This is a genomic window from Sporosarcina sp. P16b (genome assembly GCF_002743065.1).
Lineage (GTDB): Bacteria > Bacillota > Bacilli > Bacillales_A > Planococcaceae > Sporosarcina.
Genome location: NZ_PDYO01000002.1, coordinates 395,732 through 416,353, shown reverse-complemented (window position 1 = coordinate 416,353; position 20,622 = coordinate 395,732). Strand labels below are relative to the sequence as shown.

Here is a 20,622-nt window from a genome sequence, read left to right as displayed (position 1 = left end):
TGGCGACGGGTTTTTATGATTCTCCGGCTTCTAACTTCCGCACTTCCGTAAAATCTTTCATTTTCTCGAGTGCAAGTAGAAACGGAGGGTTTCTTCTCTGATTTAGCAATTCGTAGCGGATCGCATGCACATCACCTTGGTGCAATGTCGAAACATAATCAAGCAGTGCATCACGTTCTTCACTGCCCCCTTCATGTCCATCATAGACAGTGATTGTGATGATTCCGGATTTTTTCAGCAAACTTAGTAACGCATCGATTGCTGCAATTGTAGAAGATGGCGTCGTGATGATACTAGGATCTTCACTGTATGGTAAATATCCTAAGTTGAACATAGCACCGCTGATCTCGCCCTGCACGTATTGGCGGACATTTGCATGGCTATCATGAATGAGTGTAGCGCGATTCGCTAGCTCACCAAGATGTTGCTCCGTTGTCTCTAGTGCTTGCTGCTGAATATCAAATGCGAAAACACGACCTTCGTCCCCAACTAAGTTCGCTAAGAAAAGGGTGTCATTGCCATTACCAGCGGTCGCATCGACAACTGTATCTCCAGGCTGCACGCGTTCAGTAATTAGCCGTTTTGCAATCGGCAGTACGCGGTGCAGCAATATATTTGTCACATTATTTCACCTCTTGCAGATGTTTTTTCCCTTGCCAACTATTACGTCTTTTCAATTCTTCATCAATTCCATTCAGGACTTCCCATTTCGTGACGCTCCACATCGGTCCAATTAATAAATCGATTGGGCCGTCACCTGTAATGCGATGCACGATCATTTCGGGAGGCATGATCTCGAGTTGATCAACTACCAAATTGATGTACGCTTCTTTCGTTAAAAATTCCAGTTTGCCTTTTTCGTATTGCTTTACCATAGGTGTTCCTTTTAATAAATGTAGTAAATGAATTTTGATTCCTTGTACATCCAGTTCAGCAACTGCTTGAGCGGTTTCCATCATCATTTCCTCAGTTTCACCAGGCAAACCATTGATGATATGGCTACAAATATTAATATTGTGTTTACGTAACTTATCGACACCTTCTTTATAGCATTCGAAATCATGCGCACGGTTGACGAGTTTTGCAGTCGATTCATGTACGGTCTGCAAGCCAAGTTCTACCCATAGATAGGTGCGTTCATTGAGTTCGGCTAAATACTCGACTACGTCGTCAGGTAGACAGTCGGGACGCGTAGCGATTGATAATGCCACAACGCCTTCTTGTGCCAACGCCGCTTCAAACTTTTCTTTAAGAACAGGAAGAGGGGCGTGTGTATTCGTATAGGCTTGGAAATAGGCCATGTATTTCGCATCTTTCCATTTACGCTGGGAACGTTCTTTGATTTCAGCAAATTGAACTTCAATGGCATCTACGCGATCTCCTGCAAAATCACCTGATCCCGCCACGCTACAAAACGTACAGCCACCATGTGCAACAGTACCGTCACGATTCGGGCAGTCAAACCCTGCGTCAAGCGCTACTTTGGCGATTTTGCAACCGAATGTATCCTTCAAATGTCTTGACCATGTATGGTATCGTTTCCCTTCACTTGGAAACGGAAGATTGATTTCATTCATTCTGTACAGCTCCTTTACATCAGACATTATACCATGGAATATACAGTGATATCACATAACAAATCGCAGGAACGATTGAGTTTACGACAAAAAGCAACAGGGAAGGCTTGTATTCAGCGTGCGTTTCGGGTAAACTGAATAAAATAATGAAGGCAATGATGAGGAATAGTACTTCTTACGCTACTTTTTAGAGAGCAGACGGCTAGTGCAAGTCTGTAGTAGTGGGGAACGAACTCGCCTTTGAGCCTGTATTGGTGAATACTTGTAACTAATACCGTACTCCGCGTTAAGGAATCAAGTTGGACGGCGTAGTCCGTCAATTTGGGTGGTACCGCGGGAAACTATATAGACTCTCGTCCCTTTATAGAGGGACGGGAGTCTTTTTTTATCTGTACGCACCAATACAAGTAAAGAAATCGAATCATAGTGGAGGAGTTTTTGACATGAGTTATAAGCACACGCAAATTGAAGAGAAGTGGCAAAAGTATTGGAAAGATCACGATACATACAAAATGGTTGACGATCCATCCAAGCCTAAATTTTACGCATTGGATATGTTTCCCTATCCGTCTGGAGCGGGTCTGCACGTTGGACATCCGCTTGGCTATATCGCGACAGATATTTTAAGTGCATTCAAACGTAAGCAAGGATATAACGTATTGCACCCTATGGGTTGGGATGCGTTCGGATTGCCTGCTGAGCAGTATGCGATTGATACAGGAAATGATCCAGCTGAATTCACAGCGAAGAATATTGCAACATTTAAACGCCAAATGCAAGATCTTGGGTTTTCTTATGATTGGTCTCGTGAAATTAATACAACGGATCCAAGCTATTATAAATGGACGCAGTGGATTTTCATTCAACTATATAAACGTGGTCTAGCGTATATTGATGAAGTAGCGGTCAACTGGTGCCCAGCCCTAGGAACTGTACTGGCGAATGAAGAAGTGATCGACGGTTTGTCTGAGCGCGGAAATCATCCAGTTGAAAGACGTCCAATGCGCCAATGGGTATTGCGGATTACGGAATACGCAGATCGTCTGTTAGAAGACCTGGATGATTTGGACTGGCCTGAAAGCCTAAAAGATATGCAACGCAACTGGATCGGTCGTTCTGAAGGCGCACAATTAACGTTTGAAATTGCGGACACTGAGCATTCATTCGAAGCATTTACTACACGTCCGGATACGATTTTTGGTGCGACGTATGCAGTGTTGGCTCCTGAACATAAATTAGTCAGCGCGATCACTACCGATGCGCAGCGTGAAGCGGTAGAGAAATATATTGAATCCGTAAAATCAAAAAGTGATCTTGAGCGTACAGATTTGGCAAAAGACAAATCGGGCGTATTCACTGGAGCCTATGCAATCAACCCTGCAAGCGGTACAAAAATGCCGATCTGGATCGCAGATTACGTATTGGCTACGTACGGCACAGGGGCCATTATGGCAGTTCCTGCACATGATGAACGCGACTATGAGTTTGCGAAAAAATTCGATTTGCCGATTGTAGAAGTTGTTGCAGGCGGAAATATTGAAGAAGAAGCATATGCAGGAGAAGGCGAACACGTGAATTCGGACTTCCTAAATGGATTAGGGAAAGAAGAAGCTATTGCAAAGTCCATTGAATGGTTCGAAGAGAATGGTACGGGCGAACGCAAAATTACGTATCGTCTGCGCGATTGGTTATTCTCTCGTCAGCGTTATTGGGGCGAACCGATTCCTGTCATTCATTGGGAAGACGGCACGATGACTACAGTCGATGAATCTGAATTGCCGTTGATGTTGCCGGTGACCGATAATATTAAGCCAAGCGGAACAGGTGAATCACCACTTGCAAATATTACGGAGTGGGTCAATGTCGTCGATCCAGAAACAGGTATGAAAGGTCGTCGCGAAACGAACACGATGCCACAATGGGCAGGAAGCTGCTGGTATTACTTGCGTTATATCGATCCGAATAATGATGACATGATAATTGACCCGAAATTGGCTGAGCGTTGGTTGCCTGTTGATATCTACGTAGGGGGAGCGGAGCACGCAGTTCTGCATTTATTGTATGCTCGTTTCTGGCATAAAGTATTGTACGATATTGGTGTTGTACAAACGAAAGAGCCATTCCAAAAGCTCTTCAACCAAGGGATGATCTTAGGTGAAGGACATGTGAAAATGTCTAAGTCGCTAGGTAACGTCATCAATCCGGATGATATCGTTCATTCACACGGTGCAGACACATTGCGTATTTATGAAATGTTCATGGGACCACTGGATGCATCAAAAGAATGGTCTACAAATGGACTAGACGGATCTCGTCGTTTCCTTGACCGTATTTGGCGTCTGCTCGTCAATGAAGACGATACATTGACAGATAAATTGACGGATGAAACTGGAGGACCGCTAGAGAAAGTCTATAATCAGACAGTCAAAAAAGTTACGGAAGATTACGAAGCCATGCGCAATAACACAGCGATTTCTCAATTGATGGTATTTATCAATGAAAGCTATAAAGCAGAGAAGTTGCCAAAAGCCTATATTGAAGGATTCCTTCTGTTAATTTCACCTATCACGCCACACTTGGCTGAAGAATTGTGGTCGAAACTAGGTCACACGGACACGATTGCCTATGCACAGTGGCCGATATTTGATGAAGCAAAATTATCGGACGACACAGTGGAAGTAGCGGTACAGATCAACGGTAAGATTCGTGCAAAAATAACTGTAGCCAAAGATAGCTCGAAAGAAGAGTTAGAGCAAGTGGCTTTGGCAAACGAAGACGTGAAGCAATGGATGGAAGGTAAGGAATTGAAGAAGATTATTGCGATTCCTGGCCGCCTTGTAAATATTGTAGCGGGTTAATGAAATGTAGAAAGCCGGTTGGAGATTTTCTCCAACCGGCTTTTTCGATTTATGGAATGCGTTTTGCGATTATCATATTTATGGACTATGCGCTCTATGCGACACGCTAACCGCTCTATCGCACGCGTCAAGCGCTCTATGCGACACGTTAGCCGCTCTATTGCACGGGGTAAGCGCTCTATGCGACACGTTAGCCGCTCTATCAGACGGATTAAGCGCTCTATGCGAAATGTCAACCGCTCTATCGCACGTGTCGACCGCTCTATGCAGACGTTCAACCGCTCACACGATTATTCCGTTCGACTTAATAATCCGGCATTCATTCCCGCCAGACGTCCTGTCACAAGAGCGGCGGTAATATTATAGCCACCCGTATAGCCGTGGATATCTAAAATCTCTCCACAGAAGAACAATCCGATTTTTTTACGTGAAGCCATCGTCTTTGGTTCTACTTCTTTTACTGAAACGCCGCCGCCCGTAACGAATGCCTTCTCAATCGGTTGCGTGCCTGTAATATGTACAGGGAACGTCTTAAGAAGCTTTGCGAGTGTACGTATAGCCTCACGCTTAATATCTATGCCGATTTCGGTTTCCCCGATTTCCGCTTTCTTCAATAAAAATAGCAACCACCGTTCAGGTACGAGGCCTTTCAATGAGGTTTTTACTTGTTTCTTAGGTTCGTCTTTTAAAATTTTCGCGATAGTTTGTGTCAATTGTTCTTCATGTTGATCAGGTATTGAATCAATTTGCAGCAAGACAGGCTGTTTGCCATTCTTCATCTGCTCTTTGACCACATATTGGCTGCAGCGTAAAATCGCTGGTCCACTTAATCCGAAATGGGTGAAGAGCATGTCCATTTGATGGGTAACAAGCGTTTTTCCTTTTTTATTCAATACAGATACTTTGACGTCACGTAATGCTAGACCTTGTAAATCTTTCGAGACAATAAATGGTTCGCGTGACAGCAACGGAACTTCTGTTGGATACAATGTCGTTACGGTATGGCCCGCCCGTTCAGCCCAAGGGTATCCGTCACCCGTGCTGCCTGTTTGTGGAACGGCTTTGCCTCCGACTGCAACGACTACTGCATGAGCACGTACTTCTTCACCGTCTTCTAACCGAACACCGAGAATTTTTTCATCATCCATTAATAATTTCTGTACGCGGCTTTCCAATCGTATGTCCACGCCTAGTTCATCCATCTGATTTAATAGGGCGTTGATGACATCTTTAGATTTATTTGAAACGGGAAACATCCGGCCGTGATCTTCTTCTTTTAACGGAACGCCAAGGCCTTCGAAGTAGTGGATGATATCTTGGTTGTTGAAGACAGAGAACGGTCCATATAAAAACTTGCCATTTCCCGGAATGTGTTTAATGATTTCTTCTTGTGACAGTCGATTTGTGACGTTACAGCGACCGCCGCCTGAAATGGCTAGTTTATTGCCGAGTTTACGTCCTTTTTCAATCAATAAAACCCGCTTTTTTTGTTCGGCTGCTGCAATAGAGGCCATTAAACCTGAAGGTCCGCCACCAATTACGATTACATCATACATTGTAGAACCACTCTTTCATTTCATTTTGTCTTTCATTATACACCATATGGGCATGGTTGCTTTTTGATTTGGACTTGAGATAAAGATTGTGCAAAAGCGTGTCGAGGGGTAAACTATACAAGAATCTCTTTAGGAATGGAAGGAATCAATTATGGCATCCAATTTATTGAAAGGCACGGCCATTTTAACGATTGGCTTATTTTTATCGAAGGCACTCGGCTTACTCTATGTAATTCCGTTTTATGCAATCGTTGGAGAAAAGAGTGTCGGTCTCTATCAATATGCATACATACCTTACAATCTAGCACTGGCGGTTGCAGTATCCGGGGCTCCGCTCGCCATTTCAAAGTTTGTCTCCAAATACAATGCGTTAGGCGATTATGCGACCGGACGGAAATTGATGAAATCAGGCATGCTCGTCATGTCTTTAACGGGCTTTCTGTCATTTCTCGCATTGTTCTTCCTGGCGACTCCGATTGCGGAACTCGTCATCAAAGATGAAGAACAGATTTTCACGGTTCAAGATATTGCAACAGTCATTCGTTGGGTCAGCTTTGCTTTGCTGGCAGTACCTTTACTTAGTATCGCTCGTGGATTTTTGCAAGGTTATCAAAAGTTCGAACCGACATCTGTTTCCCAATTAATCGAACAGATTGTACGGATCGTTGTGGTGCTCGTCGGAGCTTTTGTGGTCGTCAATGTACTGGATTTGTCACCAAAAATTGCTGTCCACTTTGCAGTGTTTGCTGCGTTTATCGGAGCGCTCGCTGGTTTATGGAGTCTCTACTATTACTGGAAAAAATATCAGGATGAATTTAATTATTTGTTATCGAATAGTCCGCCAGCGAGTTCGGTGTCGTTGAAACAAATCTATACAGAAGTCCTCGCGTACGTATTGCCATTTGTATTGGTCGGAACGATTAATCCAATTTATCAATTCGTCGACATGATTACATTTAACGGCGCTATGAAATCCATCGGACTTTCAAGTGTATCTGATTTATATTTAACAAAGCTGAATTTTTTAACACATAAGATCGTGATGATTCCCGTGATGGTCGCAACTGGATTTTCTATGGCGCTCATCTCCATTATCACAAAGGATTATACGTCTAACAATCAAAAGGGCGTCACACGATCACTCGATCAAACGTATCAGATCATGCTGTTCTTGACGATTCCAATGGTGATTGGGTTAATTGTTTTAAACAGTGAAGTTTATCAATTCTTATATGAGTACGATGTAGCGGGAGCGAGTGTCTTAGCTTCCTACGCACCGGTAGCGATTCTATTTGCGATGTTCACCGTAACGGCTGCCATCTTGCAAGGAATTGATCATCATAAATGGATTGTCTTCACTTCATTGCTCGGATTGCTAGTGAAAATGCTCATCAACATTCCGCTGATTAAATTGTTTGAAGTGAACGGCGCAATTATCGCCACTGCCATTGGCTACTCGGTAGCAGTGTGTATCAATTTGTACGTCATTAAAAAAGCATTGAATTATAAATCTGAAATGGTCATCAGACGTTTGTTTTTGATATTGGCTTTCAACGCAGTGATGTTTGCTGGAGTTTGGCTGACGAATAAAGGCTTGAATATGGCGCACATTCCAGTGGGACGCTGGCAAGCTTTGTTGTATGTCATGATTGGATCAGGTGTCGGAATGGTGATCTATGGATTCTTGGCTATCAAATCAGGACTAGCACAACAATTATTTGGAGATCGTCTAACACGTATGATGAGACGCTTTGGACTTGGAGGATAATCAATGAGATTGGATAAATTATTATCAAACACAGGCTATGGTTCACGTAAAGAAGTTCGACAACTCTTGAAAAAAGGAATGATTCGGGTCAACGGGGCAGTGATGAAAGATCCTGCTCAGCACGTGGACCCGCATTCCGATGCGATTTCATTGTTAGGTGAAGAAGTGCTGTATAAAGAATTCATCTACCTAATGATGCATAAACCGCCTGGTGTCTTGTCTGCGACGGAAGATCATCGTGATCAAACAGTCGTTGATTTGCTTGCGGGCGAAGATCGGCATTTCGAACCGTTTCCGGTAGGTCGCTTGGATAAAGACACAGAAGGGTTATTACTTCTGACAAATGACGGGAAACTGGCGCATAATTTATTGTCACCGAAGAAAGAAGTGCCGAAAACGTATTATGCGAGAGTGGCTGGAATAGTAACAGAAGAAGATGCAGAAGCTTTTGCGCGCGGGGTGATTTTAGATGATGCCTATGAAACGAAGCCTGGCATTCTACACATATTGCATTCTGCTGAAGAGTCGGAGATTGAACTGACGATTACAGAAGGTAAGTTTCATCAAGTGAAGCGGATGTTTGAAGCGGTAGGGAAAAAAGTGGTGTATTTGAAGCGGTTAACGATGGGACCGCTTGAATTGGATCCAGAATTGGAACTAGGTGAATACCGTGAGCTAACAGAAGCGGAATTGCTACAACTAAAAGAAGTAGATCGTTCCAAGCAAAAAGGCTGATGCAAAAGCATCAGCCTTTTTGCGTTGTAAATTTGTATATAGGAGGCTACATCAGGAAGATAATTTCACTTTCTTGGACGTCGTCGTCCATTCGCCGCGGACTGAGCTCTTAATCAATTCATTGTACTCCAGAACATTTAAGTCACGTTGTGCAGTGCGGGGTGAAATATTGAATTCCTCCGCCACGGCCTCCGTTGTTACTTTTCCGTTATCCCGAATGAACAGATAGACATCTTTGATACGAATTAACATGCGATCGGTAGCTGGGTTCATTTAAGAAACCACTCCTTCATCTTCATATTTTCACGCCAACATTTCAAAAGAAGATTGTTGGGGTATTCTTTGATATTACCTTTCCTGATTTGCTCCTATTATCTACGCTATGCCAGAATAATAAGTGAATGATTCTGACAATAGTAGTATAACGTATTTTATATAAAAGCGCACATGTTTTCGCTCATACTTTTTAATAAATTAGAATAAATAGTTTACTAGTTACCTAGTTAGCTGTTCTTAAGAGATGAATAGAAAAAATGGCTCTCACTCTAATAAGGTCTAATTGATTTTATGTCATAAACATGTGAAAATAGAAAAAGAGGAAACTGGCGGTAATTTGGCTTGAGGTTTCATATAGGAAGGGTGGCGGTTGTGTGATCTATTTCAAAGATGGGGAATACCTAACAGAAGATAAAATGAACGTCTCGGTGAATGATCGTGGGTATGTTTTTGGCGATGGAGTATATGAAGTAATTAAAGTATACGATGGCGCATTGTACACAGCGAAAGAACATTTGGAGAGATTGCTCGAGAGTGCAGAAAAAATTCGTGTGAACCTGTCGTATACTATCGATGAGCTACTCGAAATCGTACAAAAGCTACAGTCGGATAATCAACTATCTGTCGGACATATTTATATACAAGTCACACGCGGTGTGGCGCCACGTACGCATCATTTCCCGGAAGACAGTGTCCCTGTCATGATTGGCTATGCCGTAGAAAATGCACGTCCTATGCAATATCTTCAACAAGGCGCTGCGATGAAGTCTGTTGAAGATATGCGTTGGCTTCGTTGTGATATTAAGAGTTTGAATCTCCTCGGCAATGTCATGGCGAAACAAGAGGCGTTTGATCATGGATGTCAAGAAGCGTTGTTCGTACGGGACGGGTTAGTACGTGAAGGCTCTTCTTCCAATGCGTTTGGTATTAAGGACGGTATCCTGTATACACATCCTGCTAACCATTTCATACTTAACGGAATTACTCGTCGTGTCGTGTTGCAAATAGCAGAGAAGTTAGCGATTCCAGTTAAAGAAGAAGAATTCACATTGCCACAAGCGTTAGAAATGGATGAATTTTTCTATACGTCTACGAATGCTGAAATCACACCGGTTATCACTATAGATCAGCAACCTATAGGACAAGGAGTTCCGGGGCTGTGGACGAGAAAGTTACAAGAAGCATTTGAGGCACAAATTCCGAAGTTAGTGGCGGCTGGTCATCATAAGGAAAGAGAATCAAATGGCCCAGCTAATTAAACTTGCGGATTATATTTCGCGGTACGAGAATGATCTAACCCGTTATCCGACACAATTCATCCGTCTGAAGCGCTACCAATGGAAACGTATTAAAAAACAATGGGAGCACGGTGTGGATATATATGCGGAGCAAGCGGCTACTTTTTCTAAGGATGTGGAAGTGCCTTCGAAATGGTATACGGTATTATTCAAAAAATGGCGTAAACAACCAGATGTGGAATTGACACAAGCGTCCGCTATTTCTGAACAAGCGGTAGAAGATCAAGAGAATGATTGGGATTTTCAAGCTTCTATTTCAAGTCAACCTTCGAATGTTGAACAGTTAAAAAGAGCCTATCGGGATCAATTGTTTCAATTCCAATTAAAGTGGGCTAGTTCTACATTGTATGACCGATCCCGTGTAGATCCAAAGTATTTCTCTGATCCATTGTTGAAGCAACTGACACTGCGTCTACCTGATAGCTTCTTGTTGCTTTATTATCCAATCGTCAAAGTCAATAAGGCACCTGTCGAGTTGGACATCATCTTATTAGCTCCTACTACATGCTATTGCATCACAGTGCTAGAAGATGAAAGAATGGCTGCGTACATAGGTAGTGGCGAAAGGTTTTGGCTGAAGAAGTTCGGTGAAGAACAAGCGAAGGTGCTGAATCCAACGATAGCGCTTAGTAGAATGGAGAAAGTGGTTTCATCATTTTTCAGAGCAGCGAAAGTGGAAATCCCGATCAAGAAGCTGATTGTATCGAGAAATGGCTATATTGACTATCCTGGTACTCCGTTTGAGGTTACAACCATTGATCGCAAAACATATGAACAATGGCTGACAAAGTTATGCAGTAATCCGAGTCCCATGAAACATACGCAATTTAAAGCCGCACAAGCAATATTGGATCATGCACAAACTACAGCGATGAGTCGGTTGTTTGATGCGGAAGAAATCATAGAAGAGCAATAGAAAAGAATTTACTGAAAAAGAGAGAGTGTACTGATTATGCGTTTACGAAATAAGCCTTGGGCTAAAGATTTCATGGCGGAGCATCCGGATGTATTGATTTTGGATCCGGAAGGCAAAAAGAATCGTTGGACTGAAGAATTCGGGAACGATGCGCCAATTCATATTGAAGTGGGTACAGGTAAAGGTCAATTTATCATTGGAATGGCATTAGCTAATCCGGAGATTAACTATATTGGCATCGAACATTTCGATAATGTCATTGTATCCGCCTTAGAGAAAGCGATTGAAGCGGAAAAACCTTCGAATCTACGTTTGATGCGTGTTAATGGAGAAGAGTTGGAATCCATTTTCGCGGATTCGGAAATTCATCGTGTCTATTTAAACTTTTCTGATCCATGGCCAAAAGATCGCCATGAAAAGCGTCGATTGACACATCCGAATTTTTTAGCGAAATATGAAGGTGTTTTGAAGGCGAATGGAGAAATTCACTTTAAGACAGATAATCGTTCGCTGTTTGAATATTCCCTTGTTTCCATGACGAATTATGGGATGAAATTACTATCCGTTTCACTCGATTTACATGCAAACATGCCTGAAGACAATGTGTTAACCGAGTACGAAGAAAAGTTTTCAAGTAAAGGTCAGCCGATTTATCGTCTGGAAGCACAATATCAAAGCTAATTCTGATCGATAAGAGATTAAAAGCTGTTGGACATTGTACTTTTCTGCTAGAGCTCTAGGGCTCAGTGGAAAAGTACAATGTCCATACAACAGTTACTAAAGGAATGTAGGGAGGAATTATTTTGGATCAACTAACTTTTCATGATATGAAACTAACGTGGTTAGACGGAGGCGTAAACTTTTTAGACGGAGGTGCGATGTTCGGTGTCGTTCCGAAGGCTCTATGGTCAAGACGCTATGAAACAGATGAAAACAATTTAATTGAACTACGAACAGACCCCATCCTCATTCAATATCAAAATAAAAATTATTTAATTGATTCCGGTATCGGAAAAGGCAAGTTGGACGACAAGCAAAAGCGTAACTTGGGTGTCCGTGCCGAAACGCGTGTAGAGGAAAGTTTAGAAGAGCTTGGCATGACGCCTGATGATATTGATGTTGTGTTAATGTCCCATCTTCATAATGATCACGCGGCAGGTTTGACACAGTGGGAAGATGATCAGCTGGTGTCTGTATTTAAAAATGCCAAGATCTATACTTCACAAGTTGAGTGGGATGAAATGAGAGAACCGAATATTCGCTCACGCAATACGTATTGGAAAGAAAACTGGGAGCCAATTCAAAGTCAAGTTGAGACGTTTGAAGAAGAGATTGAAGTAGCACCAGGTATTAAGATGATTCATACGGGCGGTCATAGTGACGGCCATTGTGTAATTAAGCTAGAGCAAGGCGGCGAGACGTTGATTCATATGGCGGATATTATGCCGACGCATGCACATACGAATCCTTTGTGGGTACTTGCGTATGATGATTATCCAATGGACTCGATTTTTGCAAAAGAGCGCTTAATGAAGGAAGCGCTTCCAAATGAGTATGGGTTTATTTTCTATCATGATGCGGTGTATCGCATGGCGAAGTTTAGTGAAGATGGGAAGACTATTGTAGATAGCTTGCCTCGTACTCGGTGAGGGATTAAGTTCGAGTTCGAGTTCGAGTTCAAGTTCAAGTTCAAGTTCAAGTTCAAGTGATTTAGTGAGGGGAGTGGGAGTGCGCAGTTGATCGACGTTCCAGGCGGACGCTTTCCCGAGGGCGTGGCTTGAGCTTCCTCGTGCGTTTCGCTTCTGCGGGATCTCAAGGCGCACGCTGATCCTCCGGGAGTCGCCGCCTTCCTCTTACGATCAACTGGTGTTGTGTTCTTGAGCTGGAAACCTTATGCAATGTTAAACATTAAGTGCTAGAGACAGATCCCTTTTACGAGGGGTTTGTCTTTTTCTGTATGGAGAAGTACATTTTAAAATATAGTTATGTAAAATCTTAAGCCGGACTACGCGTTAAAGTGAAGATAGGGCCGTTCTTCGAATCTTGCTGCATACAACTCGCACTTAAAATTCATTCTAACAAGAAAAGAGACTATCCAAGAAGTAAATACTTCTTGGATAGTCTCGCTACGTATAGTTAATTACTGATTACTGACGAACTAGCTCCACGACAGTGCCTGTTTTCGCATCAGCTGCGAATTCAAATTGCTCTAGCTTGCCGTCTTTCATGCGAGAAACGCCACCACGGTAAACATCCATAGAAATCACGTGATTTGTGTAAGGTTCTGGTTTCATAACGATCCACGAACCGTCGATTGGTCCTTCTTCTTTAAATGCATCTTTTACTTTTTTCAATACGTTATCAGCAGGTACTTCTTCATTGTAACGATTAAATGCCTCATTCACTACTACGCCTGCAGCAACACCAGTTAAAATTCCAGCTAAAAAGTCTTTTACTCTCATGGCTAATTGCAGCCTCCTTCGCAAATCTTTTCTTATAGTGTAACATAGTTTAAAAGTACATGGCGATTCAAAAGCGTTTCCAATTTTACTAATCGGCAGAATATGGCACTTTTGTGTAAAGTACATTCTTAACCTAATTAGTATTCATCTGTTTACTATGTGGATATACTACACATAGACAATAAAAAAGTGAGGGATTTAGATGAAAAAAGAAACATTGGAGTTATTTCGTACATTGACTGAACTTCCGGGCGCACCTGGTAATGAATACCGTGTCCGGGCTTTTATGCGCGAGCAGTTGGCACAGAACTCGGATGAGATAATTCAAGATGGTCTCGGTGGCGTGTTTGGTGTTCGGCACGGAAAAGAAGACGAGCCGAAAATTATGGTTGCTGGACATATGGATGAAGTCGGCTTCATGGTAACAGGTATTACAGATAACGGAATGCTTCGTTTTCAGCCGTTAGGAGGCTGGTGGAACCAAGTATTATTGGCACAACGAGTCCAGATCATCACGGAAGATGCGGAAATTCCCGGTGTGATCGGTTCGATTCCACCGCACTTGTTGAGTGACGCAGAGCGCAGCAAACCAATGGATATCAAAAACATGCTGATTGATGTTGGCGCTGACGACAAAGCAGATGCTGAGCGTTTCGGCATTCGTCCCGGTCAGCAGATCTTGCCGGTTTGTCCGTTCACACCGATGGCTAATCCAAAAAAGATTATGGCCAAAGCATGGGATAACCGCTATGGTTGCGGTCTTGCCATAGAGCTTTTGCAAGAAGTGAAAAATGAAACGTTGCCGAATACATTGTATTCAGGGGCAACCGTTATGGAAGAAGTCGGCTTACGTGGCGCGCAAACGGCTGCACGTATGATAGATCCTGATCTATTCTTCGCACTCGATGCAAGTCCTGCAAATGATGCAAGTGGCGATAAAAAAGAATTTGGTCAATTGGGCCAAGGAACGTTGCTACGTATTATGGACCGCTCGATGATCACACACCGTGGTATGCGCGAATTCATTTTAGATACTGCTGAAACTCACAATATACCGTATCAATACTTTGTATCCCAAGGCGGTACGGATGCAGGGCAAGTACATGTAGCCAATAACGGCGTGCCAAGTGCTGTTATCGGTATTTGTTCTCGTTACATCCATACTGCGGCTTCCATTATCCACACAGATGATTATGCAGCAGCGAAAGAATTAATTACAAAACTAGTAAAAGCATGTGATAAAACAACTGTGGAAACTATTAAACAAAATTGCTAAACGACTAGAAATGAAATGAGGATGTGGAATGGAATTTGTTCTGGGCTCTGAAAATCAGGCGAAAAAACGTGCGGTAGTTCGGGTCGTTGAACGTTACGTGGAGAACAGTACCATTTCTTTTGCGTCCGTTCCGTCAGGTGTCAGCGCACAGCCGATGAGTGAGGAAGAAACGCGGCAAGGCGCAATCAATCGTTCGATCACTGCAGCCAAGAATGCTTTCGGTATAGGTTTAGAAGGCGGGGTTCATATGCTTTCCGGCACGATGTATCTCTGCAATTGGGGCGCCCTCACCACACCGGAAGGCAAAACGTTTACTGCTGCAGGAGCACAAATCCCTTTACCAGAAGAATTGGCCGACGAAATTCGCCGTGGCAAAGAACTTGGTGATGCAGTGGATGCCTATTTCAAAAAGCAAAATGTACGCACGTCAGAAGGGGCTATGGGTATGTTGACGGCACAACTTGTACCAAGGGATGCGTTATTTGAACATATCATGCAATTATTGATTGGCCAGCTCTTGTATAGCACGTCGCTACAGAGCTGACGATTGCAATAGCGTCGGGGTGCGATTAGAATAGGACTGATAGAAAATTGAACGAAAGTAGAGAAGGGGGGAACCTGAATGTTGCGAAGTGGAAAGGTTTTCTTGCTGTTGCTACTGGCTGTCGTGTTGGTAGGATGTAATCAAAAAGTAGAAGTCCGTACTGACGATGCATTTGTTTCAGCGAAAAAAGCATTCGAACTAAATAGCAAAAAATCGAATCAAACGGTGGGCAATATTGAATTCTATAAACCGCCAACTCTACGAATGGATAAAGAATCAACTTCCCAAAAGATTGTTTTAACTAAACGAAATGATTCATTTTATCTAACAGTTAATCCGAATGAAAAGAAAAATAGTCAAGTCTATTATGACGTACTGTTAACGGATGAACCGGATGATTTAGTAGGTGCACAAACATTTTCTAAAGATGAAGCATTTGGCTTTGTTGCGGTCATACAAAAAGGTGAGAAACAAGTAGAGTTAATCGCCAACGTAGGCGGAGCGAAAGTTGAAACTGTGACGGATGAAGAAAATACCAAAGCGTATTTAGAAATGATGATGGAAATTGCTCGTTCGGTTCAACATGACGACCAGTAAGTAATTTTAAGTAATGAAGGAGAGGGTTAACGAATGGAAGCTGAAGATTTGGTAGAAGAACTAAAGAAACGCTTACCTAAAGAGAACTTTGATTGGCAATTTGACCGTCGGGCTGACAAATTGCGGATTGTCCACCATACTCTTCATAAAGGCATGGATATTTCATTACCTGAAATTCTATCCAAGTATGAACAGAAAAACGAACGTGCAATCGATGAAGTGGTGTATACCGTCCTAGAGACATTTCGCGCCATGGAGCAAGAACAAGCAAAAGGCTTCGCGGGAGAAAATACAATTTATCCTGTCATCCGTTCGACTTCATTTCCAACTGAAAGTTCCGCAGGACAAGCTTTCTTAACGAAAGAGCATACAGCCGAAACACGAATTTTCTATGCGCTAGATTTAGGAAACACGTATCGCCTGATTGATCAAGGGATGCTGTCTGATCTGCAGATGACAGAACAGGAAATACAGGAAGTCGCAATGTTTAAAGTGAAGTCGTTACCGACAACGTATAAGCAAGATGTCGTATCTGATAATATATTCTACTTCATCAACAATAACGATGGCTATGATGCGAGCAGAATATTGAATCAGCCATTCATGAGAGAAATGGAACAGAAAATACAAGGGCATATGGTCGTTTCCGTTCCTCACCAAGATGTGTTAATCATTGGAGATATACGGAATGAAACAGGCTATGACGTCGTGGCGCAGATCGCGATGCAGTTTTTCACAACAGGTGCCGTACCTGTTACATCATTGTCTTTCATTTATGAAGATGGTAAACTTGAACCGATTTTCATTATGGCGAAAAATAGATTGGCAAGAAGGGATCAGAAAAAATGAATATATTTTATAATCCAGAAGGTGTTGGCGACGTATTGTTCGTTCAACTTACAACTGAAAGACCGGCAGCAATTACTGTGGAAAGAAAAAATAATGTCGCTTTGATTAAAAGTGAAGAGACAGAAACTGTAGTCGCGTTCAATTTATTTGATGCATCCAGTTATTTCACTGTTTCAACAGTAGGTCAAGTAGAACTGACAGAAGAGCTTGGCGAACAAATACAGGAAGCTTTAGAGAAAAATGACATTGCGTTAGAATTGGAATTGGACTTCACTCCGAAATTCGTTATAGGCTATGTTGCTGAAAAAGAAAAGCATCCAAATGCAGATAAATTGAACATTTGTCAGGTAGACGTAGGGGAGGAAACATTGCAAATCGTTTGTGGCGCCTCTAATGTGGAAGCTGGACAGAAAGTGGTCGTAGCAAAAGTAGGCGCTGTAATGCCTTCAGGTATGGTCATTCGTGATGCGGAACTTCGTGGAGTCGCTTCGTCTGGTATGATTTGTTCTGCTAAAGAACTCAATCTGCAAGATGCTCCCGACGCAAAAGGAATTCTCGTATTAGAAGATGATAAGAAAGTCGGAGAAGCTTTCGAAGGTACGTTGTAAATATATCCATAGGAAAAAGCTTTTGCATAAGCCTCATTAGGCTTGTAGCAAAAGCTTTTTTGTATTATTGTTACAAAGGGTTACAAATCATCATTTTATACAGAAAGAACATAGAACTGTTTGATTTCCTCCTAGGTAACCTGTTAAAATGAAATGATTGATATGAAAAGAGTGATATATTTGAGCTGGCTACGGAATATGAAAAGACGCCTTCAGCAAATGCAAGAAGGCACTGAAAAAAATAACCCATTATTTGAACAACCAACTACTGAAAATATTAATGATAAAAATAACCTAAACCAAAAACCAAACGAAGGTCTTGATGAAGATAAAAAAACAAACTTTCGGTTTCCGATAGTTTCTGACTACGAAATTTATGGATGGGAACCACAGATCCATCATGATGAATATACGAAAGACTATTTACTAGAAGATGAAGCAACAGAAGAAGCATTTGAAATACTTCCTTTGGAACAGAATGAACGTTGGCCAGGTCGTTATGAGCGAGGTGGAAATGTCTACCGTGCAGAAGCAAAAAGAGAATTTGCCCAAATCATTCCACCTACATCGAATCCATTGCCTCTACCGTTTACCGGAAGAAAGCAAGAACGTACAATGCACTCGGAGCCGCAACGGATTGAACCATATGAATCGCGACGTCCTGAACTAGAAGTACCATCTCGTCATCAAGAAGAACCTGTGAAAGTAGAGAGGCCTAAGATATTCAGAAAGCCATTTTCGCCTACGCACGTGCCTTCACCTATCTACGGATTGAACACTAGTTCTCCAATCAGTGAGGCTATGGAATCGGTCATAGAAAAGAAAGATGTGAAAGATCAAGAGTTACATGATCAATTTGAAGATCAAGACGAAGAATTGCCATTGTCCTTGATTTCCAACCAACAACCAAATAAAGCACCATTGTTTGCTAGTTCATCAGAAAAAAGACAGTCGGAGATGACCTCAGCGGAAGAACATACACAAGAAGTAGAAGAACCTAAATTGGAAGTATCTGAAGAACCTACGCAACTAGTGGAACAGACTGAAGAAATACAAGTGGAAGAGTCACTAGAAGTAATTATACACGACGATATACATGATGAAATCGAAGAAGCTGAAGTAACGATTGAGGAATCAGAAGAATCAAAAGAAGTCTTTGCACAAACGGAAAATACAGAGCAAGCGAAAACAGAAGTAGAAACAGAAGTAGAAATGTATGACGATGTTGCAACTGAAACAGAAGAAATTGTAGTAGATTTGGAAGCGCTTGTAACCGTTACGATAGAAGAAGAAGAAGAAGAAGAAGAAGAAGAAGAACAAGAACAAGTAGAACAAGTAGAACAAGTAGAACAAGTAGAAATAGAATCCAATGAAGTAGAATTCGAAATGGATGATCAAGAGGGGCCAGTACAAGCTGTTAAGAAAGAAAAAGTTGTGCCTTTTAATGTATTGATGCTTAAATCCGATAAAGAAAAATTAGCGGCTAGAGTAGAAGAACTCATTGCAGCTAATGCAGCGAAGAAAGAATTAGTAGAAGAAGCGTCAGTCGAAATCGATGCGGATCACCCTGTCGCGGAACAAACAGAATCACTGGAAGATACACAATCAGTACAGCTAGAACAACAGAAGAATAGTGTAGAACTGAACGTGGAAGAACAGGATTCCATTGAAGAACCTGAATCTATTGCAGTAGAATCTCACGTTGAAGTAACCGAAATGGCCGCTACAACTTCGGAAACGATTGTAGAAGAACCTGAAGAGGAAATCATCGAAGAAGATCCACCACATTACGGATTCCCGACGATGCAATATTTGGCACCTCCGGAAGAAGAAATCGTTGATGAAGAGTGGCTTGCAGCGCAGTCCGCTACGTTAGAAGAAACTCTTTCGTATTTCGCTGTACAGGCGACGGTTGAACAAGCTGTGCAAGGTCCTGCCGTCACGATGTTTGAGTTAACGGTGATGCAGGGGACAAAAGTAAGTAAAATTCGAAATCTTACCGACGACTTAAAATTGGCGTTGGCGGCTAGAGATATTCGTATCCAAGCGCCGATTCCAGGTACAAGTATGATTGGTATTGAAATTCCGAATCGCAAAACACGTGCAGTTCGAATTTCAGAGGTTATTGATAGTGATTCATTTATGAAATCAGACTCGCCCCTTGAAGCTGTATTAGGGCTTAGTTTGACGGGGGAGCCGCAAACCATTGATCTACGGAAGATGCCACACGGAATGATTGCGGGTGCTACAGGCTCCGGTAAATCCGTTTGTATCAACTCTATACTGATCAGTTTGTTGTATAAAGCTTCACATCATGATCTGAAACTATTGCTCATTGATCCGAAAATGGTGGAATTGGCACCATATAATGGCATTCCACACTTGTTAAGTCCGGTTATTACAGATGTAAAAGCGGCGACTGCGGCATTGAAATGGGCAGTTAATGAGATGGAAAGACGCTATGAACTATTCGCGCATTCCGGAGTACGTAATATTGAACGCTATAACGAAATGGTCATGGCATCACGACGTTTCTCTTTAAAGATGCCTTATATCCTTGTAGTGATTGATGAGTTAGCAGATTTAATGATGATGGCACCTGCGGACGTAGAAGTGTCGATCAGCCGAATCACTCAGAAAGCTAGGGCGTGTGGTATTCATCTAATCATCGCAACTCAGCGACCTTCTGTTGATGTCATTACCGGAACAATTAAGGCCAATATCCCGACTCGTATAGCATTCGCTGTGTCTTCACAAGTAGATTCAAGAACTATTTTAGATTCAGTAGGGGCAGATCGTTTACTTGGTAAGGGGGATATGCTGTATTTAGGCAATGGCCAATCGGCTCCTGTCCGTCTTCAGGGGACATTTGTCACGGATGATGAGATCGAGCGTATAATAGAACATGTTCGTAATGAAGCAGAACCGAATTACTTATTCGGCCAAGATGATTTGCTGGCGGCTGCTGTCCGAGAAGAGGAATCGGATCCATTATTTGAGCAAGCCTGCAACTTTGTCATCGAGCAGGGGAGTGCATCCACCTCGTCATTACAGCGCCATTTCAGCATCGGTTATAACCGGGCGGCAAAGTTAATCGACCGAATGGAAGCCAATCAATTTATATCTGAGCAAAGAGGGAGCAGACCGCGCGACGTCTTTTTGACTGAACAAGCATTTGAAAGCTTCATGAAATAATGAATGCATAGTTCCTATCTAAAGGTTTGGTCGAACGCATGGTATACTATGACAAGAAATAATCTTCTCGTCCATTTCGGGACAATTGAAGATAAAAAGTGGGATGA

The 20,622-nt window shown here is 42.3% G+C and carries 18 protein-coding genes and 1 other annotated feature; of the genes, 13 read left to right on the top strand and 5 right to left on the bottom strand.

Annotated features, from left to right (window positions below):
• Positions 1 to 13: 13 nt before the first annotated feature.
• Both mnmM and mnmL read right to left on the bottom strand, forming a co-directional pair.
• Positions 14 to 613 carry a tRNA 5-(aminomethyl)-2-thiouridylate-methyltransferase MnmM gene (gene mnmM / locus CSV77_RS05115; protein WP_099672647.1) on the bottom strand — a complete coding sequence of 200 codons (600 nt, stop codon included), beginning with the start codon at positions 611 to 613 and terminating at the stop codon, positions 14 to 16.
• Between the two features lie 10 nt (positions 614 to 623).
• Positions 624 to 1,577 carry a tRNA modification radical SAM protein MnmL/YtqA gene (gene mnmL, locus CSV77_RS05110; RefSeq protein WP_099672538.1) on the bottom strand — a complete coding sequence of 318 codons (954 nt, stop codon included), beginning with the start codon at positions 1,575 to 1,577 and terminating at the stop codon, positions 624 to 626.
• 146 nt (positions 1,578 to 1,723) lie between these two features.
• Positions 1,724 to 1,941: a binding site (T-box leader), on the top strand.
• Positions 1,942 to 2,020: 79 nt separating this feature from the next.
• On the opposite strand from mnmL, the gene leuS reads away from it, so the two are divergent.
• Positions 2,021 to 4,435: a leucine--tRNA ligase gene (leuS, locus tag CSV77_RS05105; RefSeq protein ID WP_099672537.1), complete on the top strand. Its 2,415-nt coding sequence runs from the start codon at positions 2,021 to 2,023 to the stop codon at positions 4,433 to 4,435.
• A 290-nt stretch (positions 4,436 to 4,725) separates the two neighbouring features.
• Here leuS and CSV77_RS05100 read toward each other — a convergent pair whose 3' ends face one another.
• Positions 4,726 to 5,991 carry a BaiN/RdsA family NAD(P)/FAD-dependent oxidoreductase gene (locus CSV77_RS05100; protein WP_099672536.1) on the bottom strand — a complete coding sequence of 422 codons (1,266 nt, stop codon included), beginning with the start codon at positions 5,989 to 5,991 and terminating at the stop codon, positions 4,726 to 4,728.
• A 151-nt stretch (positions 5,992 to 6,142) separates the two neighbouring features.
• Between CSV77_RS05100 and CSV77_RS05095 the strand changes: the two genes are divergently transcribed.
• Complete coding sequence (locus CSV77_RS05095; protein WP_099672535.1) at positions 6,143 to 7,759, top strand: putative polysaccharide biosynthesis protein; 1,617 nt, start codon at positions 6,143 to 6,145, stop codon at positions 7,757 to 7,759.
• Positions 7,760 to 7,762: 3 nt separating this feature from the next.
• Positions 7,763 to 8,494 carry a pseudouridine synthase gene (locus CSV77_RS05090; protein WP_099672534.1) on the top strand — a complete coding sequence of 244 codons (732 nt, stop codon included), beginning with the start codon at positions 7,763 to 7,765 and terminating at the stop codon, positions 8,492 to 8,494.
• Positions 8,495 to 8,545: 51 nt separating this feature from the next.
• Here CSV77_RS05090 and CSV77_RS05085 read toward each other — a convergent pair whose 3' ends face one another.
• A complete protein-coding gene (locus CSV77_RS05085; RefSeq protein WP_099629597.1) occupies positions 8,546 to 8,767 on the bottom strand; it encodes a DeoR family transcriptional regulator in 222 nt (73 codons plus the stop codon).
• Positions 8,768 to 9,144: 377 nt separating this feature from the next.
• Between CSV77_RS05085 and dat the strand changes: the two genes are divergently transcribed.
• The 4 genes from dat to CSV77_RS05065 all read left to right on the top strand — a co-directional run bounded on the left by dat (position 9,145) and on the right by CSV77_RS05065 (position 12,633).
• Positions 9,145 to 10,029: a D-amino-acid transaminase gene (gene dat / locus CSV77_RS05080; RefSeq protein WP_099672533.1), complete on the top strand. Its 885-nt coding sequence runs from the start codon at positions 9,145 to 9,147 to the stop codon at positions 10,027 to 10,029.
• Complete coding sequence (locus tag CSV77_RS05075; RefSeq protein ID WP_099672532.1) at positions 10,013 to 10,984, top strand: nuclease-related domain-containing protein; 972 nt, start codon at positions 10,013 to 10,015, stop codon at positions 10,982 to 10,984. Before dat ends, CSV77_RS05075 begins: the two co-directional genes overlap by 17 nt.
• A gap of 36 nt (positions 10,985 to 11,020) precedes the next feature.
• Positions 11,021 to 11,665, top strand: coding sequence for a tRNA (guanosine(46)-N7)-methyltransferase TrmB (trmB, locus tag CSV77_RS05070; protein WP_099672531.1), 645 nt, complete (start codon positions 11,021 to 11,023; stop codon positions 11,663 to 11,665).
• A 122-nt stretch (positions 11,666 to 11,787) separates the two neighbouring features.
• Positions 11,788 to 12,633, top strand: a complete 846-nt coding sequence (locus CSV77_RS05065) for a YtnP family quorum-quenching lactonase (RefSeq protein ID WP_099636413.1) — start codon at positions 11,788 to 11,790, stop codon at positions 12,631 to 12,633.
• Between the two features lie 498 nt (positions 12,634 to 13,131).
• Here the strand turns inward: CSV77_RS05065 and CSV77_RS05060 are convergent, their stop codons facing one another.
• Positions 13,132 to 13,446 carry a peptidase M4 gene (locus CSV77_RS05060; RefSeq protein ID WP_029052835.1) on the bottom strand — a complete coding sequence of 105 codons (315 nt, stop codon included), beginning with the start codon at positions 13,444 to 13,446 and terminating at the stop codon, positions 13,132 to 13,134.
• Between the two features lie 202 nt (positions 13,447 to 13,648).
• On the opposite strand from CSV77_RS05060, the gene CSV77_RS05055 reads away from it, so the two are divergent.
• The 6 genes from CSV77_RS05055 (at position 13,649) to CSV77_RS05030 (ending at position 20,515) form a co-directional block, all read left to right on the top strand.
• Positions 13,649 to 14,722: a M42 family metallopeptidase gene (locus tag CSV77_RS05055; RefSeq protein WP_099672530.1), complete on the top strand. Its 1,074-nt coding sequence runs from the start codon at positions 13,649 to 13,651 to the stop codon at positions 14,720 to 14,722.
• A gap of 28 nt (positions 14,723 to 14,750) precedes the next feature.
• On the top strand, positions 14,751 to 15,266 hold the full coding sequence (locus CSV77_RS05050) for a DUF84 family protein (protein WP_099672529.1): 516 nt from the start codon (positions 14,751 to 14,753) through the stop codon (positions 15,264 to 15,266).
• A gap of 78 nt (positions 15,267 to 15,344) precedes the next feature.
• A complete protein-coding gene (locus CSV77_RS05045; RefSeq protein ID WP_099672528.1) occupies positions 15,345 to 15,863 on the top strand; it encodes a hypothetical protein in 519 nt (172 codons plus the stop codon).
• Positions 15,864 to 15,896: 33 nt separating this feature from the next.
• Positions 15,897 to 16,712 (top strand): DUF1444 domain-containing protein, encoded by an 816-nt coding sequence (locus tag CSV77_RS05040; RefSeq protein WP_099629605.1) that lies wholly within the window; start codon positions 15,897 to 15,899, stop codon positions 16,710 to 16,712.
• Positions 16,709 to 17,320, top strand: a complete 612-nt coding sequence (ytpR, locus tag CSV77_RS05035) for a YtpR family tRNA-binding protein (RefSeq protein ID WP_099672527.1) — start codon at positions 16,709 to 16,711, stop codon at positions 17,318 to 17,320. The genes CSV77_RS05040 and ytpR overlap by 4 nt, the downstream gene beginning before the upstream one ends.
• A 198-nt stretch (positions 17,321 to 17,518) precedes the next feature.
• Positions 17,519 to 20,515 carry a DNA translocase FtsK gene (locus tag CSV77_RS05030; protein WP_233212173.1) on the top strand — a complete coding sequence of 999 codons (2,997 nt, stop codon included), beginning with the start codon at positions 17,519 to 17,521 and terminating at the stop codon, positions 20,513 to 20,515.
• The last annotated feature ends 107 nt before the right edge of the window (positions 20,516 to 20,622 follow it).

Coding starts and splice junctions, on each gene's coding strand:
- mnmL (WP_099672538.1), bottom strand. CDS start 1,577: ATGAATGAAATCAATCTTCCGTTTCCAAGTGAAGGGAAACGATACCAT.
- leuS (WP_099672537.1), top strand. CDS start 2,021: ATGAGTTATAAGCACACGCAAATTGAAGAGAAGTGGCAAAAGTATTGG.
- CSV77_RS05100 (WP_099672536.1), bottom strand. CDS start 5,991: ATGTATGATGTAATCGTAATTGGTGGCGGACCTTCAGGTTTAATGGCC.
- CSV77_RS05095 (WP_099672535.1), top strand. CDS start 6,143: ATGGCATCCAATTTATTGAAAGGCACGGCCATTTTAACGATTGGCTTA.
- CSV77_RS05090 (WP_099672534.1), top strand. CDS start 7,763: ATGAGATTGGATAAATTATTATCAAACACAGGCTATGGTTCACGTAAA.
- CSV77_RS05085 (WP_099629597.1), bottom strand. CDS start 8,767: ATGAACCCAGCTACCGATCGCATGTTAATTCGTATCAAAGATGTCTAT.
- CSV77_RS05075 (WP_099672532.1), top strand. CDS start 10,013: ATGGCCCAGCTAATTAAACTTGCGGATTATATTTCGCGGTACGAGAAT.
- trmB (WP_099672531.1), top strand. CDS start 11,021: ATGCGTTTACGAAATAAGCCTTGGGCTAAAGATTTCATGGCGGAGCAT.
- CSV77_RS05060 (WP_029052835.1), bottom strand. CDS start 13,446: ATGAGAGTAAAAGACTTTTTAGCTGGAATTTTAACTGGTGTTGCTGCA.
- CSV77_RS05055 (WP_099672530.1), top strand. CDS start 13,649: ATGAAAAAAGAAACATTGGAGTTATTTCGTACATTGACTGAACTTCCG.
- CSV77_RS05050 (WP_099672529.1), top strand. CDS start 14,751: ATGGAATTTGTTCTGGGCTCTGAAAATCAGGCGAAAAAACGTGCGGTA.
- CSV77_RS05045 (WP_099672528.1), top strand. CDS start 15,345: ATGTTGCGAAGTGGAAAGGTTTTCTTGCTGTTGCTACTGGCTGTCGTG.
- CSV77_RS05040 (WP_099629605.1), top strand. CDS start 15,897: ATGGAAGCTGAAGATTTGGTAGAAGAACTAAAGAAACGCTTACCTAAA.
- ytpR (WP_099672527.1), top strand. CDS start 16,709: ATGAATATATTTTATAATCCAGAAGGTGTTGGCGACGTATTGTTCGTT.
- CSV77_RS05030 (WP_233212173.1), top strand. CDS start 17,519: ATGAAAAGACGCCTTCAGCAAATGCAAGAAGGCACTGAAAAAAATAAC.